At 44.4% G+C, this 15,856-nt stretch carries 14 protein-coding genes and 1 riboswitch; of the genes, 13 read left to right on the top strand and 1 reads right to left on the bottom strand.

Annotated elements, in window-relative coordinates; all coding sequences use genetic code 11:
* Window positions 1-17: 17 nt before the first annotated feature.
* From V8G47_RS08445 to V8G47_RS08390, 12 genes are all read left to right on the top strand, one after another.
* A complete protein-coding gene (locus V8G47_RS08445; RefSeq protein WP_336199718.1) occupies window positions 18-998 on the top strand; it encodes an electron transfer flavoprotein subunit alpha/FixB family protein in 981 nt (326 codons plus the stop codon).
* Window positions 999-1,210: 212 nt separating this feature from the next.
* The gene (gene trxA, locus V8G47_RS08440; RefSeq protein WP_034757073.1) at window positions 1,211-1,525 is read left to right on the top strand and encodes a thioredoxin; all 315 of its coding nucleotides are present in this window, start codon (window positions 1,211-1,213) and stop codon (window positions 1,523-1,525) included.
* 204 nt (window positions 1,526-1,729) lie between these two features.
* Window positions 1,730-2,917, top strand: a complete 1,188-nt coding sequence (locus V8G47_RS08435; RefSeq protein ID WP_336199717.1) for a hypothetical protein — start codon at window positions 1,730-1,732, stop codon at window positions 2,915-2,917.
* 154 nt (window positions 2,918-3,071) lie between these two features.
* Entirely contained in the window at window positions 3,072-4,025 is a 954-nt protein-coding gene (locus V8G47_RS08430; protein WP_336199716.1) for an NAD-dependent epimerase/dehydratase family protein, read from the top strand.
* Window positions 4,006-4,938: a lysylphosphatidylglycerol synthase transmembrane domain-containing protein gene (locus tag V8G47_RS08425; RefSeq protein WP_336199715.1), complete on the top strand. Its 933-nt coding sequence runs from the start codon at window positions 4,006-4,008 to the stop codon at window positions 4,936-4,938. Before V8G47_RS08430 ends, V8G47_RS08425 begins: the two co-directional genes overlap by 20 nt.
* Before the next feature lie 6 nt (window positions 4,939-4,944).
* The gene (locus V8G47_RS08420; protein WP_336199756.1) at window positions 4,945-6,405 is read left to right on the top strand and encodes an alkaline phosphatase family protein; all 1,461 of its coding nucleotides are present in this window, start codon (window positions 4,945-4,947) and stop codon (window positions 6,403-6,405) included.
* Window positions 6,398-7,165, top strand: coding sequence for a glycosyltransferase family 2 protein (locus V8G47_RS08415; protein WP_336199714.1), 768 nt, complete (start codon window positions 6,398-6,400; stop codon window positions 7,163-7,165). The genes V8G47_RS08420 and V8G47_RS08415 overlap by 8 nt, the downstream gene beginning before the upstream one ends.
* Before the next feature lie 119 nt (window positions 7,166-7,284).
* Window positions 7,285-8,034 (top strand): hypothetical protein, encoded by a 750-nt coding sequence (locus V8G47_RS08410; protein WP_336199713.1) that lies wholly within the window; start codon window positions 7,285-7,287, stop codon window positions 8,032-8,034.
* A gap of 44 nt (window positions 8,035-8,078) precedes the next feature.
* Window positions 8,079-8,999: an FTR1 family iron permease gene (locus tag V8G47_RS08405; protein ID WP_336199712.1), complete on the top strand. Its 921-nt coding sequence runs from the start codon at window positions 8,079-8,081 to the stop codon at window positions 8,997-8,999.
* 133 nt (window positions 9,000-9,132) lie between these two features.
* Window positions 9,133-10,611, top strand: coding sequence for a hypothetical protein (locus tag V8G47_RS08400; RefSeq protein ID WP_336199711.1), 1,479 nt, complete (start codon window positions 9,133-9,135; stop codon window positions 10,609-10,611).
* Window positions 10,608-12,377 (top strand): excinuclease ABC subunit UvrC, encoded by a 1,770-nt coding sequence (uvrC, locus tag V8G47_RS08395; protein WP_336199710.1) that lies wholly within the window; start codon window positions 10,608-10,610, stop codon window positions 12,375-12,377. Before V8G47_RS08400 ends, uvrC begins: the two co-directional genes overlap by 4 nt.
* A 348-nt stretch (window positions 12,378-12,725) precedes the next feature.
* Window positions 12,726-12,904: riboswitch (Lysine riboswitch) on the top strand.
* Window positions 12,905-13,091: 187 nt separating this feature from the next.
* The gene (locus V8G47_RS08390; protein WP_336199755.1) at window positions 13,092-14,330 is read left to right on the top strand and encodes an aspartate kinase; all 1,239 of its coding nucleotides are present in this window, start codon (window positions 13,092-13,094) and stop codon (window positions 14,328-14,330) included.
* A gap of 59 nt (window positions 14,331-14,389) precedes the next feature.
* Here V8G47_RS08390 and V8G47_RS08385 read toward each other — a convergent pair whose 3' ends face one another.
* Entirely contained in the window at window positions 14,390-14,827 is a 438-nt protein-coding gene (locus V8G47_RS08385; RefSeq protein ID WP_034757096.1) for a YslB family protein, read from the bottom strand.
* A 351-nt stretch (window positions 14,828-15,178) separates the two neighbouring features.
* Between V8G47_RS08385 and V8G47_RS08380 the strand changes: the two genes are divergently transcribed.
* The gene (locus V8G47_RS08380; protein ID WP_336199709.1) at window positions 15,179-15,787 is read left to right on the top strand and encodes a succinate dehydrogenase cytochrome b558 subunit; all 609 of its coding nucleotides are present in this window, start codon (window positions 15,179-15,181) and stop codon (window positions 15,785-15,787) included.
* Window positions 15,788-15,856 lie beyond the last annotated feature (69 nt).

Raw genomic sequence — 15,856 nt, 5'->3', positions numbered from 1 at the left:
TCAGGGGGTATTTTAACATGGCGAGAAAAGTATTAGTACTTGGAGAAGTTCGGGACGGATCATTACGTAATGTTTCCTTTGAAGCGATTGCGGCAGGTAAGACAGTATCTGAAGGCGGAGAAGTTGTCGGCGTTTTAATCGGCAAAAGTGTAAGCGCTTTAGGAAATGAAATGATCCAGTATGGTGCCGATAAAGTAGTGGTTGTGGAAGATGATAAACTGGAACAGTATACGTCAGATGGATATTCACAGGCAATCCTGTCAGTCATCGATGAAGAGAAGCCTGAAGGGATCATCTTCGGTCATACGGCACTTGGAAAGGACCTGTCTCCTAAAGTGGCAAGCAAGCTCAGCACAGGATTGATTTCCGATGCAACGGATCTTGAGGAAGCAGGCGGTAACCTCGTCTTCACAAGACCGATCTATTCTGGGAAAGCATTTGAAAAGAAAATTGTGACTGACGGAGTGATCTTTGCGACGATCCGTCCAAACAACATCGAGCCCTTGGCGAAGGATGAGTCACGTAGTGGTGAGGTTACATCCCTTTCTGTCGATATTAAAGACTTACGTACCATCATTAAAGAAGTCGTTCGCAAAGCGAGCGAAGGGGTGGATCTTTCCGAAGCGAAAGTCATCATCGCCGGCGGACGCGGTGTGAAGAGTGAAGATGGATTCAATCCTCTTAAGGAACTTGCTGACGTGCTTGGTGGAGCTGTCGGAGCTTCCCGTGGAGCGTGTGACGCTGACTATTGCGACTACTCATTACAAATTGGTCAAACAGGTAAAGTCGTAACACCTGATCTGTATATTGCATGTGGTATTTCAGGAGCTATCCAGCATTTGGCGGGTATGTCCAACTCCAAGGTCATCGTTGCGATCAATAAAGATCCTGAAGCGAATATCTTTAACGTAGCGGACTACGGAATCGTTGGAGACCTGTTCGAAGTAGTACCGATGTTAACGGAAGAATTCAAGAAGTTAAAAGTATCTTCTTCTTAATCCGTCCATACGTTTACAGGAACGATTAACGGGTATGAGAATAATATAATACAAATAAGGACGTAGCTGAATCACGGGCTGCGCCTTATTTTTTCTACCGGGGTATATTCCATAATCAATCGGGAATATTACCTACGAGCAGAAAGATAGCATCCATAAAAAAACGGTGATATACTTACGTTACATTCAAAGATTTTAGGAGGCGCATATATATGGCTATTACACATGCTACTGATCAATCATTCACAACTGATACAAACTCTGGACTGGTACTTGCAGATTTCTGGGCTCCTTGGTGTGGACCTTGTAAAATGATCGCACCTGTACTGGAAGAGCTTGATAGCGAAATGGGCGACAAAGTGAAGATCGTCAAAGTCGACGTTGATGAAAACCAGGAAACAGCAGGAAAATATGGAGTAATGAGCATCCCGACTTTAGTTGTCCTTAAAGACGGCGAAGTGGTAGACAAAGTAATCGGTTTCCAACCTAAGGAAGCACTTGCTGAACTATTAAACAAACACGTATAAGAAATGTTGATGAAAAACCGGGGCTGAAGTTCAGCTCCGGTTTTTTGTTTTGTCTAAAGGCCCACCCCTCAATAAACTGCAGCGCCCCCTAAAGAGTTCCCCGCCAAAAAATTTCAAAAACTCGTTGACTATGAGAATCGTTCTCGATATAATTTAAATGGAATTGAAAATCATTATCAATTAAACAGTCGGAGGTTTATACATATGAGAAAGAGAGATTTAACGAAGATTTTTGCAGCATTCTTATTAACAGGTTCTGTTTTGGCGGGTTGTGGAACAGATGAGAAGAGCAGTGAAGACAAATCGTCTGCTTCAAATGATTCAAAACAGGTTGAAAAAGAAGATGAAACTGAACAAGCAGACATTGATTTCTCTGCCTCATTTGAAGAAGCGAAGGCTGAACTTTCAAAAGCAAAAGAAGACAAAGAAGTCGATTATGATAAAGTGACGTCCATTTATAAGGATGACTTACAGGAGCTAGTGCAAAAACGTGATCAGGAAACAGAAGGTAAAGTGGATGAACATATTTCCACAGCTCTTGAAGCAGGTAAGGATGGTTCACTCGATCAAGTCGTGGTAGCGCAGATTTTTGATAAATTAATGCAAAAAGTATTTTATACATCGATGAAGCATGAATTTACGGAAGTAGCGGAAAACTGGGGAAATAAAGAAGAAGTGAACGAAGAAATAGAAGAAGCAAAAGAATTCTATGCCATTTTAGAGCCGACTGTTCAAAAGCGTGACCAGGCTTATGACACGAAAATGATTGATGCGATAAATGGTGGATTCAATGAAATGGAGAAGGCGGTTGAAGAGGATAATGAGCTCGGCTTCCAATTGGGGAAACAAGTCGTGGATAAGACGCTCATGAAGACATTTTATCTTGCTGCAGGTGCCCTTCCGAACGGTTATGCCATGAAGGCGTCTGAAGAAGCGAAGGGAAATGCTGAAGCTGCAAAAGCCGAGCAGGCAGAAGGTTGGGCTTTCTATCAATCTCTTGATAGTTATCTATCAGGGAATGCCCCGGAAGAAGCAAAAATGATCAACACACAATTCGATCTGCAAACGGATGTGACATCCATCGACCCTGAAGCAGTGAATCATGCATTTGTTCGCGGTTTCTCTAAAATCGCCATACACGAATATGAGGAAAGTGGAGAGAACTGGGGCGAAGATAAGGCAGCGATCACAGCCTTGGAAGGTGCACTGTTCATTGATCTTATTTCATCAGATCTAAAGAGTCTTATCGGTGAAGAAGAATATCAATCTCTATCAAGCGATGCTCAAAGCTACTTAGAAGCTGTTAAGTCACAGGACAAAGAGAAAGCAGAAACGCTCAGAACGAACATTCAGAACGTATTGAATGATGTGGTGGCGAAAGCGAATAAATAGTTTATTGGGTTGACCCGTGCGTAAAGTCCATCCTTCAAGTTCTGCTTGGAGGATGGTGCTTTTTTGCACATTGGGGTCAACCCTTTTTCACTTTCTCACTCAGGTGAGGTACAATATAGAAATGATTAAATCGTAATGTACGAGGTGTAAGGAATTGAAGATTATTGTTACAGGAGGGGCCGGGTTCATCGGATCCCATCTATCAAGAAAGCTCATTGAAGAGAAACACGAGCTGTTGATCGTAGACAGCTTTCATCCCTATTATTCACCTGAAAGAAAAAAGAGACAGTTGTCCTTTGTGAGGGAAATGGGTTCGTTCCGCTTCGTCCAAAAGGATTTACTACTAGATGAAGGGGAATTACAAGATGTATTCCATGATTTTAAAGCCGATTGCGTCGTGCACTTGGCGGCGATTCCAGGCGTCTCCCATTCCTTGCATGTGCCGAATGAATATGTCGATTATGACATCAAAGCGACGATCAACACGCTGCGGATGGCGGGGGAGAGCGGCATCAGGAAATTTGTCTTTGCTTCTTCTTCATCCGTTTATGGAAATACCGATCACAAACCATCCAAAGAAGATGACGCAACCGGTGCGGTGGTGTCCCCATATGCCGCTGCAAAGTACAGTGCCGAATCGTTCTGTAAAGCCTATGCGTCCATTTATGGAATGGACTTGACGATCCTTCGTTTCTTTACGGTTTATGGGCCATGGGGCAGACCCGACATGGCGATCTATTCTTTCATCAAAAAGCTTATGAATGGTGGGGAAATCCCGATTTATGGACTGGAGAATAAGAGGGATTATACGTACATAGATGATATCGTGGATGGTACATACAAGGCGATCAGAAGTGAAGAGTCGGGAACGTTTAACCTCGGGAATGGTTCTCCGATTTCAATGGAGGGACTGATAAGTGAACTAAGAACACACTTCCCTTACCTCAAGCTCCACGTCACGGATAGAAGAGCAGGGGATGTGACATCTACCTATGCGGATAGTATGAAGGCTAAAGAGATCCTCGGCTATTCTCCTTCCGTCTCCTTTGAAGAAGGAATAAAAAGAACGGTTCAATGGATGAAGAAATATGAACAAAACGGTCTATAAGTTCGCAAAGAATGCGATTAGATTCGTATTATTGGGTCTGTTCTTCTTCTTGGTCGGTTTCTATTTTGACAAAGAGTTTATGATGGAAGCCATCGGACAGATGCTCCAGCACCCTTTTATCCTATTCTGTGTTTTAGGAATCTATTTTTTATCCTTTTTACTGAAAGGGATGGCGTGGAAGATCTACCTGAATGAACATGTGAGGTTATCAAGCTGTTTAATCGGTTTGTTTTACAGTTTGTTGTTTAATCATCTGTTTCCTTTGAAGGTAGGAGACGGGCTGCGGGTTATGGTGATGAATCAGCGTGAAAAGCAAATCAGTGTTGCACGCTCGTTTCATTCTGTATTCGTTTTGAGAGTGATGGACATTTTATTTCTCATGATTCTGGCAGGTATCGGTCTGCTATTTATTCCGCTGCCACTAAAGCTGCCAGGTCTATACTCGTTTGGATTGGTCGGGTGTTCCGTATTGATAGGGGTACTCCTTATCAGGTACGTCCCTTCCGATTTTCTCTCAGAACAGATTAGTATGCTGAAAGCTGCCTTATCAGGCGTCAGGGGGCTTATGGTCATCACCCTTGTATTCTTGAGCTGGATATTGGAAGGGGCCATTCTTTATGGTGTTTCCTTGATCATGCTTGAACCCCTATCTATGGGGGAAGCGGTTTGGGTCAACAGTGTGACAATCATCGGCCAGTTATTTCAATTTGCACCTGGAGGACTTGGTACGTATGAATCGGTCATGAGCTATACATTGCTTTCTGCCGGTATCCCACTTGGCATTGGTCTTTCCATGGCGATCGTGAGTCATGGGTTAAAGTTTATATTCTCCTTTATAGCTGGAGGAATCGTAATCGCGGTATGCCCCGTTTCCATCAAAAATGTGAAACGGTGGAGCAGGATGAAAGGATGAATGAAATTGAAAAGCGCATCAAAATTTGAAAAAACGGCGGCCAGATGCTGGAACCTGCTGAATGAAGGGAAACCATTCACCCCAATTTTCGTAATAGGGACCATGACACTCTTTCATTTACAGGGGTTGCTGCAAGGGGAATGGTTTCCGTTCCTCATAAGCTTGCTGTTTACCCTACCTCTATTTATTTTGTATTTCTATTATGATTTTCCGTTGTTCCTGAGGAACTATTTATGGATCCCGATCATCGGCTATCTGTTATTCTTTGAATCACCCAATTTAGCTCTCTGGGGCTTCGGGATTGGTCTTTATTTCTTTTTCACCGTCTTTTTCTGGGGAACATTTTATTACCATCTCCGGATCGGGACGGATTGGCTGAATTTCACCCGGTTTTGGAAACTGGTGTTGAAGAACAGCGACTCAACGAGCGGAAATGCCCAGGAGCAGCTGCCGAAATTCCTGCTCCTTTTAGCGGTGTGGGATGGAATGATGATGAATCTAGCCAACGGAGAACTGCTTCCTGCCACCCATTATTCCGTATTTTGCGGTGCTGTATTCGCTTTAGCGTTCATTCTGCACCATTTCCTTTTTGACTGGAAGCCGAAGCAGTATGACTCCTTTACATCCGGTGAAGCGATGGATGAGGAGATGACGAATGAAAAAGTGGTTGTCATCGTGATCGACGGGATGAGGAAAGAACGCTTCTATGAAGCGAATACGCCATATCTTGATTCATTGATGGAACAGGGGACCGAGTATTTGAATATGGAAACCGTCTATCCTGCAAGAACGGTTGTCTGCTTTTCGTCCATGTTCACAGGCACTTATCCGAAGGAACACGGCATGAAATCCAATATGGTCTGGAAGCTCGGGATCAAGGTGGAAAGCATCTTTGATTCTCTAAGGAAAGTAGGGAAAAAAGGGAAGATGCTGGGGATTGCCCACCTGGTGGATTCCTTCGGTAAAGATGTAGAAACAGTGACTGCCGTGATGCATAAAGACAAAGCAGATCGAAATATTATCAATAAAGCGAAAGTCATCATGGAAGAACAGGACCCTGATCTATTCATTGTCCAATTGATCGGTACTGATCAAATCGGGCACAGCAGGGGAGTCTTATATGATGAATACATCGAAAAGATTGAAGAGGCGGATCGCCTGATACAAGAATACGTCGAGTGGCTGGAAACGGAAGGAAAGATGGAGAACACGACCCTTATGATATGTGCGGATCATGGACAGGCAGATGGAATCGGCGGACATGGTCATCTCGATGAAGGGGAAAGATACGTCCCATTCTTTATGGTAGGACCGGGGATCAAACAGGGAGAGAAAGTCCAGGAGAAACACAGTCTCGTTTCCATGGCCCCTACCATCGCCCATTTATTAGGGGCGCCATTTCCAAGTCACAGCAGGGGACCTGTCCTCAACGAGGCGTTAAAGGAGCGTTGTAAGCAACATGAATAAGCAGAAAGTCATCGTATTTATGCCGGCCCATAATGAAGAAGAATCGATCGGGGATGTCATTAAACGTGTGCCCCGTTCCTTCCACCCATCCGTAGATGTAGAGGTATTGGTCATCAATGATGGATCAACGGATCGAACGGTTGAAGTGGCTGAAAGGGCAGGTGCCGATCATATCATTACATTTGAGAAAAATCGGGGTCTGGGTGCTGCGGTGCGGGAAGGACTGCGGGCCTCCTTTGACCTTCATGCCCATATCGGGGTCATGATTGATGCGGATGGAGAATACCCGCCAGAACAAATACCGGAGTTATTGGAGCCGATTTTTAAAGGGGAAGCGGATTATACCATGGGGTCGAGATTCTTGGGGACCATCAATGGAATGAAGCTTCACCGCCGATTGGGGAACTATTGTTTCACCCTTCTTCAATGCGTCCTCCTAAAAAAGTGGATCTACGACGGGCAGTCCGGTATGAGGGCGTTCTCGAGACAGGCCATGGAACATGCCGAAATCATACATGACTACAACTACGCTCAAGTGCTGACCTTGAACCTTGTCCGTAAAGGGTTTCGGGTGAAGGAAATCCCGATTTTGTATTATGTGAGGACCACAGGCCGATCCTTCATCAAGTTCAAGTCCTATATGTCATCTGTTCTTCCCGCCATTATTCAGGAGATGAAGAAACCTGTGGAGAAAGTATATGTGGAAGAACAGGCCCATTACATCCCTTCAGATGAAGGAACGAACCATTTTGCAAAATGACAACATAAAACCACTCCATTCGTAAAAAATAAGTACTCCGGCTTCTATGCTTGAGTACTTATTTTTTATTGACAATACGAATGATAATCATTATCATTGAAAACAGGAGGGAATCATACATGAAAAAATCGTTCATAACCACTGTACTATTGTTTTTATTAGGAAATATCCTGCTGTCTTCACAGGCATCCGCCTATTCATACGGCGACCCGAGTGAGGAGAAAATAGCAGAAGCGTATAAAGAAATCATGATCAAGCTAGATGAAGACCCTCCGAATTATTCAGAGTCCAAAAAGATTTATGAAACGGTTCAAGAAGAAGTCGATCAGCATATGGGTGAAGAACCTTCGAAGATCATCCTTCAGAACCTTGATAACAAAGAAAAGCGAGAGGCAATTGAAAACCTGGATGAACTCCTTGTCCTCAATATTGCCAGAAGACTTGAAAGCATTGATAAAAACTTCTCGGAATATGATACGAGTAAGCGATTACTCGCAAAAGCATTTGCTACATATAAAACGTTATCCCCGAAAGTAGAAGGGGAAAACCCTGAATTGGATCAAAAGATCAGGACTGAATTCGATCAAGCGCTGGAATCCCTCGGGAACCCGGGATTGTTCGGAGTCGGAACAAAGGAATCCGATCAGGATGTGTTTAAAGAAAGTAAAACGATCATCGTGGATTCGCTGCAAAAAGAATTCGACATTAAGAGCCTTGAAGTCGGACATTTTTCTGAAAGTGCCACTGAGGAATCAAGCGGGAAACAGGAATGGACGGATATTTCCAACCTGAAGAACTGGTTACCCATCATCATTATCGTAGGGGTTCTGGCAGCAGCGATTGTATATGCCGTCAGAAAACGTAAATAAGGTCACTATAGAAATAGTCTATATGCAAGTAAGGGGGAACTATTGTGGAATTACAAGCTTTACTGATCACCTTTCGTGAAGTCCTGGAAGCGTTACTGATCATCGGGATCATCACTACCTATCTGAAGAAAACAAATCATGGCCGGTTTACAAAGTTTGTCTGGCTTGGTGCCGGATTAGCGATCATCGCCAGTGTCGGCGTAGCGATGCTCTTTCAGGTCGTCTTTACGGGATTTGCCGCCATGGGAAGCGAGATGTATCTGAAGATCGGCATCATGCTGGTCTCCTCCATCCTTCTTACCCAGATGGTCTTCTGGATGGCGAAGCACAGCCGTGACCTTAAAGGGAATATGGAAGGGAAAATGAAGCATTTCATTTCGACAGGTAATATTGTCGGAATGGTGATCCACTCGTTCCTCGTTGTTCTCAGAGAAGGTGTGGAGACCGTATTCTTCTTCGCCGCCATTACAGGCGGGGATATCGGAGCGGCCATGCAGGGCTGGGGAGCGATTACGGGAGTCGTCATCGGTTGTGTCGTAGCTTACTTCTTCTTTAAAGGCACAATGAGAATTTCATTGAAGAGCTTCTTTAAAGTGACCGGGGCATTCATTATCCTCATATCTGCAGGACTTCTTGTACAGGCGATTTCCATGATGCAGGATATAGGATTGATCGGCAGTGTGATTCCACACCTTTACGATCTGACCTGGTTACTGCCTGAACATCCGATCGATTATGCCCATTTCCTTCGTGATACGGGAACAGCCCCGTTGTTATCCGGTGATGTAGGCATTTTCCTTAAAGCGTTGTTCGGATATTCGTCCATGCCGTCCATCGAAGAAGTAATTTCGTATATCGGCTATTTCGTAGCGATCTACTTCCTGACTGCACCGAAGCGGGAGTCGGTGAAAGCAAAGGAAGAGGTCAAAGGCGGAGTGAAGGATTTGAGTCCACAAGCTAAATAATTATGTCAGTACCAAACCTCATTGCCCTTAAAGATTGAACACCCTTTTCGAAAGGTGTACACTCTTTAAAGGAATGTATGTTTGGTACTTTTTTTAATGATTGAGAGTCTAACTAAGTATGAGGGTGAAGTCGTTGAGAATGAAGAGTGGGAAGTATATGAGTTGGCCGAATGTGGCAGGGGCATTTGCTGTGACGGCTGTTTTTGTTCTTCAGGTGATGTGGATCCCATCCTACGCGGCCACATGGGATATGGTGGATTTTGCACTGGGAGTCCTTCATTTCGATATGTACCAGATGCAGCCCCACTTTCCCGGTTACCCTTATTTCATCCTGGGAGGGAAAGTCCTTCATCTGATGGTGGGGGATCCCGTCCAAGCCCTGACCCTTTTTAATATCATTCTGTATGGAAGTGCCATCATCCCTCTCTTTCTGTTAATGAAACGAATCGTGCGTCCGACTTTTGCAGGAATGGCGACAGCCATCGTTTATACGAGCAGCTTTACGATCCTGATGGTGAATCAGCCGATGTCCGAGGGAGCAGCAGTCGGGATGATGTGGTGGTATATATGGAGTTTGGTTTTGGCCTATGAGAAACATCATAAAGGATTCCTCATTCTTCCACTGCTTCTATTCAGCCTGCTTCTTGGAATCAGGTTATCTTATCTGGTCCTTGGGATCGGGATCCTGATGCTCCTGTACAGAAAGTGGAAGAGTGGCGTGGTCACACTTCTGGATACCTTCGTTTACCTACTCATTGCAATCCTGTTCCAGCTCCTCTGGGTATCGGGGATCAGCATGTCGGAAGGGGGATATGAAAGCTTTCTCCGACTGGCCCTCTCCTTCACGAACGGACATTTTCAAGAATGGGGGGGAACGATCGGTGCCTCAGATCTCAGCCTCTTGAACAGAGTAGTGAAGCTGATCTTTGTGAACACGATATGGGTAGGGGGTGTCGCTGAGTTCCTCCCCCTTCTCATTCTATTGGTTGTCGGTTTGGCTGCAGCAAGGAAGGAATCACACGGGAATCGTTATATGACAAGCCTGATGCTGTTGCTTTTGGGCAGTTATTTCCTTTGGGCTCTTTTTGCCCAGAATGTGATGAAGCCCCGTCATGCTTTACCTTTGATCGGCATTGCCTTTTTCCTTGGAGCGGGAAGGTTACTTTCACAACGACTGACATGGGCAGGTTCCATTCTTGCCCTCTCATTCCTTCTGCTTCAGGTTTACCATACAAGTGCGTTATTATATAAACATGCATCGGATATTCCGGCTGTTTATCAAATGGCCGATTATTTAGAGAGCGCAGGGCAAGGAGAGCCTCTCGTCGTATATACCTGGGAAGAGTCCAGGGTACTCGAGTATCTTGACGTCCCTTTTATTCATAAGAAAGTACAAACGTATGAAGTGTTTACCACTGACGCACGATATTACCCTGAACGGGATATTTATCTGACGGATAAAGTAGTCGAAGGGTTTAAAAAGCAGGGGATCCAAATGGATGAGTTCCTTAAAGTCGAGAAGCATTTCCATTCCAGTGAGCTCATCGACCCGATCTATCATGACTTGACGTTATATAAATGGGAGAAACAGAGGGAGGAGGAAGAAGGATGAATCAGAATATCACCAATAAATTAGCGCTGCTTCCCGACCAACCGGGCTGTTATTTAATGAAGGACAGGCAGGGGACGATCATCTATGTGGGAAAGGCCAAAGTATTGAAGAACCGGGTGCGTTCATATTTCACAGGCTCCCATGATGCGAAAACACAGCGGCTGGTAGGGGAGATCGAGGACTTCGAGTACATCATGACGTCATCTGACCTGGAAGCCCTTGTCCTCGAAATGAATTTGATCAAAAAGTATGACCCAAAATACAATGTCATGCTAAAGGACGATAAAAGCTATCCGTTCATCAAGTTAACGAATGAACGGCACCCGAGACTCATAACCACAAGAAAAGTCCAGCGGGGAAAGGGAAAGTATTTCGGTCCTTATCCAAATGTCGGAGCGGCAAATGAAACGAAAAAACTTCTCGACCGCTTGTATCCTCTACGGAAGTGCTCGACGCTTCCTGACCGAGCCTGCCTTTACTATCATATGGGCCAATGTCTCGCTCCCTGTATTAAAGAAGTGAGCAAAGACACGTACCGTGATATGACAGATGAAATAGCCAGATTCCTCAATGGCGGATACAAGGAAATCAAGAACCAGCTGACGGTGAAAATGAATGAAGCATCAGAAAATCTGGAGTTTGAAAGAGCGAAGGAATTCCGCGATCAGATTCTCCATATCGAGGCGACCATGGAAAAACAGAAGATGACGATGACCGATTTCACCGACCGTGATGTGTTCGGATACTCCGTTGATAAAGGCTGGATGTGTGTTCAGGTATTCTTCGTCCGGCAAGGGAAGCTCATTGAGCGGGATGTGTCTTTATTCCCCCTTTATAATGAACCCGAAGATGAGTTCCTGACGTTCCTGGGTCAGTTCTACTCCAAATCCAACCACTTTAAGCCGAAGGAGATCTTTTTGCCTGAAGAGATCGATATCGAACTCGCGGAAAAACTTCTCGAGGTAAAAATGACCCAGCCAAAACGGGGTAAAAAGAAAGAGCTTGTGAAGCTTGCCGAGAAAAATGCCCAGCAGGCACTTGGAGAAAAATTCGCACTGATCGAGAGAGATGAAGAGCGGACGATCAAAGCCATTGAAAGGCTTGGGGAACATATGGGGATTTATACACCTTTCCGAATCGAAGCCTTTGATAACTCCAATATCCAAGGAAGTGATCCCGTATCGGCGATGATTGTGTTCTTAGACGGGAAACCTGCCAAGAAAGAATACCGTAAATACAAGATCAAAACCGTCAAGGGCCCCGATGATTATGATTCCATGAGGGAGGTTGTCCGGAGAAGGTATACGAGAGTGCTGAAAGACGGACTTCCTTTACCGGACCTCATCATCATCGATGGGGGAAAAGGTCAGATCGAAGCGGCAAGGGACGTGATCGAGAATGAATTGGGTCTCGACATCCCGATCGGAGGCCTTGCGAAAGACGATAAGCATCAGACATCGGAACTGCTGTACGGCAATCCGCTGCAAATCGTCCCCCTTGAAAAACGCAGCCAGGAATTCTATCTCCTCCAGCGCATCCAGGATGAAGTCCACCGGTTCGCCATCACCTTCCACCGTCAGCTAAGAGGCAAAAGCGCATTCCAATCCACCCTCGACGACATCGACGGCATCGGTCCGAAAAGGAAGAAGCAGCTTCTAAAACATTTCGGATCCATGAAGAAGATGAAAGAAGCAACCGTGGAGGAGTTTATTGAAATAGGTATACCGGAAGCCGTAGCCAGGGAATTGGCAGAGAAATTGAAATAGGAACTGCTATAAATAATATTTTTCAACATCTTTATTCCTTTTATTAAAGTGTTTGGTTTATTTATTGCTTCTGCAGTACCTAATGAAAAAGCAGAGTTGATTGGAGCGCAAGGTGCTCGACTCCTGCGGGAAACGCGTGGAAGTTGAGACCCCACAGGGCTTTAGCCCGAGGAGGCTCAACCCACGCCCCGCGGAAAGCGAGCACCTGGAGCGCAAATCAACCACAGTATGCTTATTCGAAAAAGCTAACTAAAACACAATGAAATGGAATATTGACTCAATTAGCCATTGAATCAATATTTCCCCTATGCTATAATAAACAAAAATTTATAACATTATCACTTTTTAAGTGGTGATAGAGGTGCGAACTTCAAGAGTACAGGCAAAGAGGGGTATGAGCCCCGCCGACATGCCTGGAAAGGGGAGAATCGCCGAAGTGGTTATAGTCTCATACTATATCCGCTGGTCCTGCGTTTAAGAAATGCAGGATTGTCAAGATGATTCAATCTTGGAGAGCTATCTCACAATGCCGATGAACCTATTTGTATGTTCTGCTGTATGTTCATAAAGCAATGAGATATTATTCTCATTGCTTTTTTTATTATCAGCGCAGGATTTCGTGACAAAGATCCTGTCCTATGGACGTGTAGGATGATTGTGATTGTACTCTTCATCATCAAAAGGAGCGGAGACGCTCAGAAAGAGGGAGAAGTCGTGAGTATTATTGTTCAAAAATTCGGCGGGACTTCAGTAGGGTCTGTGGAAAGAATTCAAAATGTTGCGTCAAGGATCATTGAAGAAAAAGAAAGAGGGAATGATGTGGTCGTCGTCGTATCTGCCATGGGGAAAACGACGGATACACTCGTTGGTCTTGCAAGGGAAATCACGTCTCAACCGAGCAAAAGAGAAATGGATATGCTGCTCTCAACCGGGGAACAGGTGACCATTTCACTCCTGACCATGGCCCTTATCCAATCGGGGCATGATGCCATTTCATTCACTGGCTGGCAGGCCGGCATCGAAACGGAATCAGTCCATAGCAATGCAAGGATAACCAATATTCATACCGATAAAATGGCGGCTCACCTTCAGGAAGGAAGAGTGGTCATCGTAGCGGGATTCCAGGGCATGACAGAAACGGGGGAAATCACAACACTCGGACGGGGCGGGTCGGATACGACGGCCGTTGCGATCGCGGCTGCCCTGAAGGCGGAGCGCTGTGACATCTATACGGACGTAGACGGGGTATACACGACAGATCCCCGCTATATAGAAGGAGCAAGGAAGTTACCGTCGATTTCCTATGATGAAATGCTCGAACTTGCAAATCTCGGGGCCGGGGTCCTCCATCCAAGGGCGGTGGAGTTTGCCAAGAATTATCAAATCCCGTTGGAAGTCAGATCCAGCATCGAAAGAGTGGAAGGAACGTATATTGAGGAGGAAGCAAGCATGGAACAGAACTTGATTGTAAGAGGAGTAGCATTTGAGAATGAGATTACCAGGGTCACCGTTTTCGGACTGGGAAATGCATTGACAGGACTATCATCCGTGTTCACTACGTTGGCGGAAAATCATTTGAACGTAGACATCATCATCCAGACCCAGACGGATCAGAATACGACCAATCTATCTTTCTCCATCAAGGAGCACGATCTCGATGAAACCCTTGCTGTTCTTGAACGAAATAAGGAACAGTTGAATTTCACACACGTCGAGCATGAAAGTGGGCTTGCGAAAGTCTCCATTGTCGGTTCTGGAATGATTTCAAACCCGGGTGTGGCAGCGGAAATGTTTGAAGTACTGGCTCAAAACGACATCGTGGTGAAAATGGTCAGCACTTCTGAAATTAAAGTGTCCACAGTAGTGGATGGAGAGAATATGCAAAAGGCAGCAGGTGTCTTACATACGGCCTTTCATCTGGATGCCGTGAAACTGGAAGAAATCACGCTGTAAGATCAACATGTAAAAGGGTTGCCTGGAATATTCCAGGCAACCCTTTATTGGGAGTATGATTACTCGATACGGTCTTTGTCGTCCCATCTTACCATTACTTTGACCGATTGGCTCCGTTTATGTAATTCGTCAGCAGCTTCTGCCACACATTTTCTTTGAAGCTGAATCTGTTCGGCAATAAAGCCCGTTTCCAGTTTGAAGTTCACATCCGTTTTCAGTGACAGACGCCGTTCGATCACAGGTCCGTTCAATTCAAATGTCATTTCATTTCTTTTTTGTTCCAGAAGTGTAAGGGTACCCCATCCAGCTTCATCGAAAAAGGAAGATATTTCTTCCGTTGACTGAAGGGGGAATTTCCTCGAGAGCTGCTTTCCTCCCCAGTATAGGATATCGGGTGTGTGTTTTCCCAGTATGTCTGGAATCAAGATGTCGCGTAACATTTCATATCCGAAGATTGGAACGGACGGCTGATGTACTTCTTCTTTTTTCTGTTCCAAGTAAATCCCCTCTTTCTATAAAACTATTATATACATGAAAGAGGTAATTATCATCCCATACCTTGAAAAAATGACCTTGGGATATTTTGGTGCTATAATATTTATTGTTCATTTATTAGAATTTTCGAACATTTAATTGGGCAAAACCTCATGTTTTCCGTTGTTGATATATTGAAAATATTTTTGCGGTATTGTCGAATTTATGTATACGTTTTCTTGACGCTTCCACTCCTTGGGAGTAAAATGAACATGTCACATTATTGTTACAATATAAAATATGTATCGTTGTCTAATCATCAATGAAAGGCATTAGAAAACGAATTCATATTTTATCATTAAGGGGGGTAAATCATGGCTGGAAATCGAGAATTTAATTATCGCAGGCTTCATTCATTGCTAGGTGTTATTCCAGTTGGATTATTTTTAACACAACATTTAGTCGTGAACCATTTTGCCACTGGTGGGGAAGAGTCATTTAACCAGGCGGCGCATTTTATGGAAAGTCTTCCTTTCCGTTATTTCCTTGAAATCTTTATCATCTTCCTTCCATTGTATTTCCATGCAATTTACGGAATTTACATTGCATTCACTTCAAAGAATAATGCAAGCAGATTTGGTTATTTCCGTAACTGGATGTTTTTACTTCAACGTGTATCTGGAGTGATCACATTTATTTTCGTAACATGGCATATTTGGGAAACAAGGGTCGCTGCAGCGTTCGGAGCTGAAGTGAACTTTCAGATGATGGAAAACATTTTATCCAATCCGTTGATGTTAGGATTTTACGTGCTTGGTGTTCTTTCAACGATTTTCCACTTTGCAAATGGATTATGGTCATTCTGCGTTAGCTGGGGACTTACGGTTACACCTCGTTCTCAATTAATTGCTACATATGTTACGATCGGGATTTTTGTCGCGTTATCGGTTGTCGGTATGCGTGCAATCTTTGCCTTCGTATAAGCAGAAAAATATACGAGTCTGATAGATAAGCAAGTGCTCTCGAAGTATGGTAGGAAAAGGAGTGAGTCA

The sequence above is a fragment of the Rossellomorea sp. LJF3 genome, assembly GCF_037046045.1.
Lineage (GTDB): Bacteria > Bacillota > Bacilli > Bacillales > Bacillaceae_B > Rossellomorea.
This window is presented reverse-complemented; position numbering and strand designations above follow the sequence as displayed.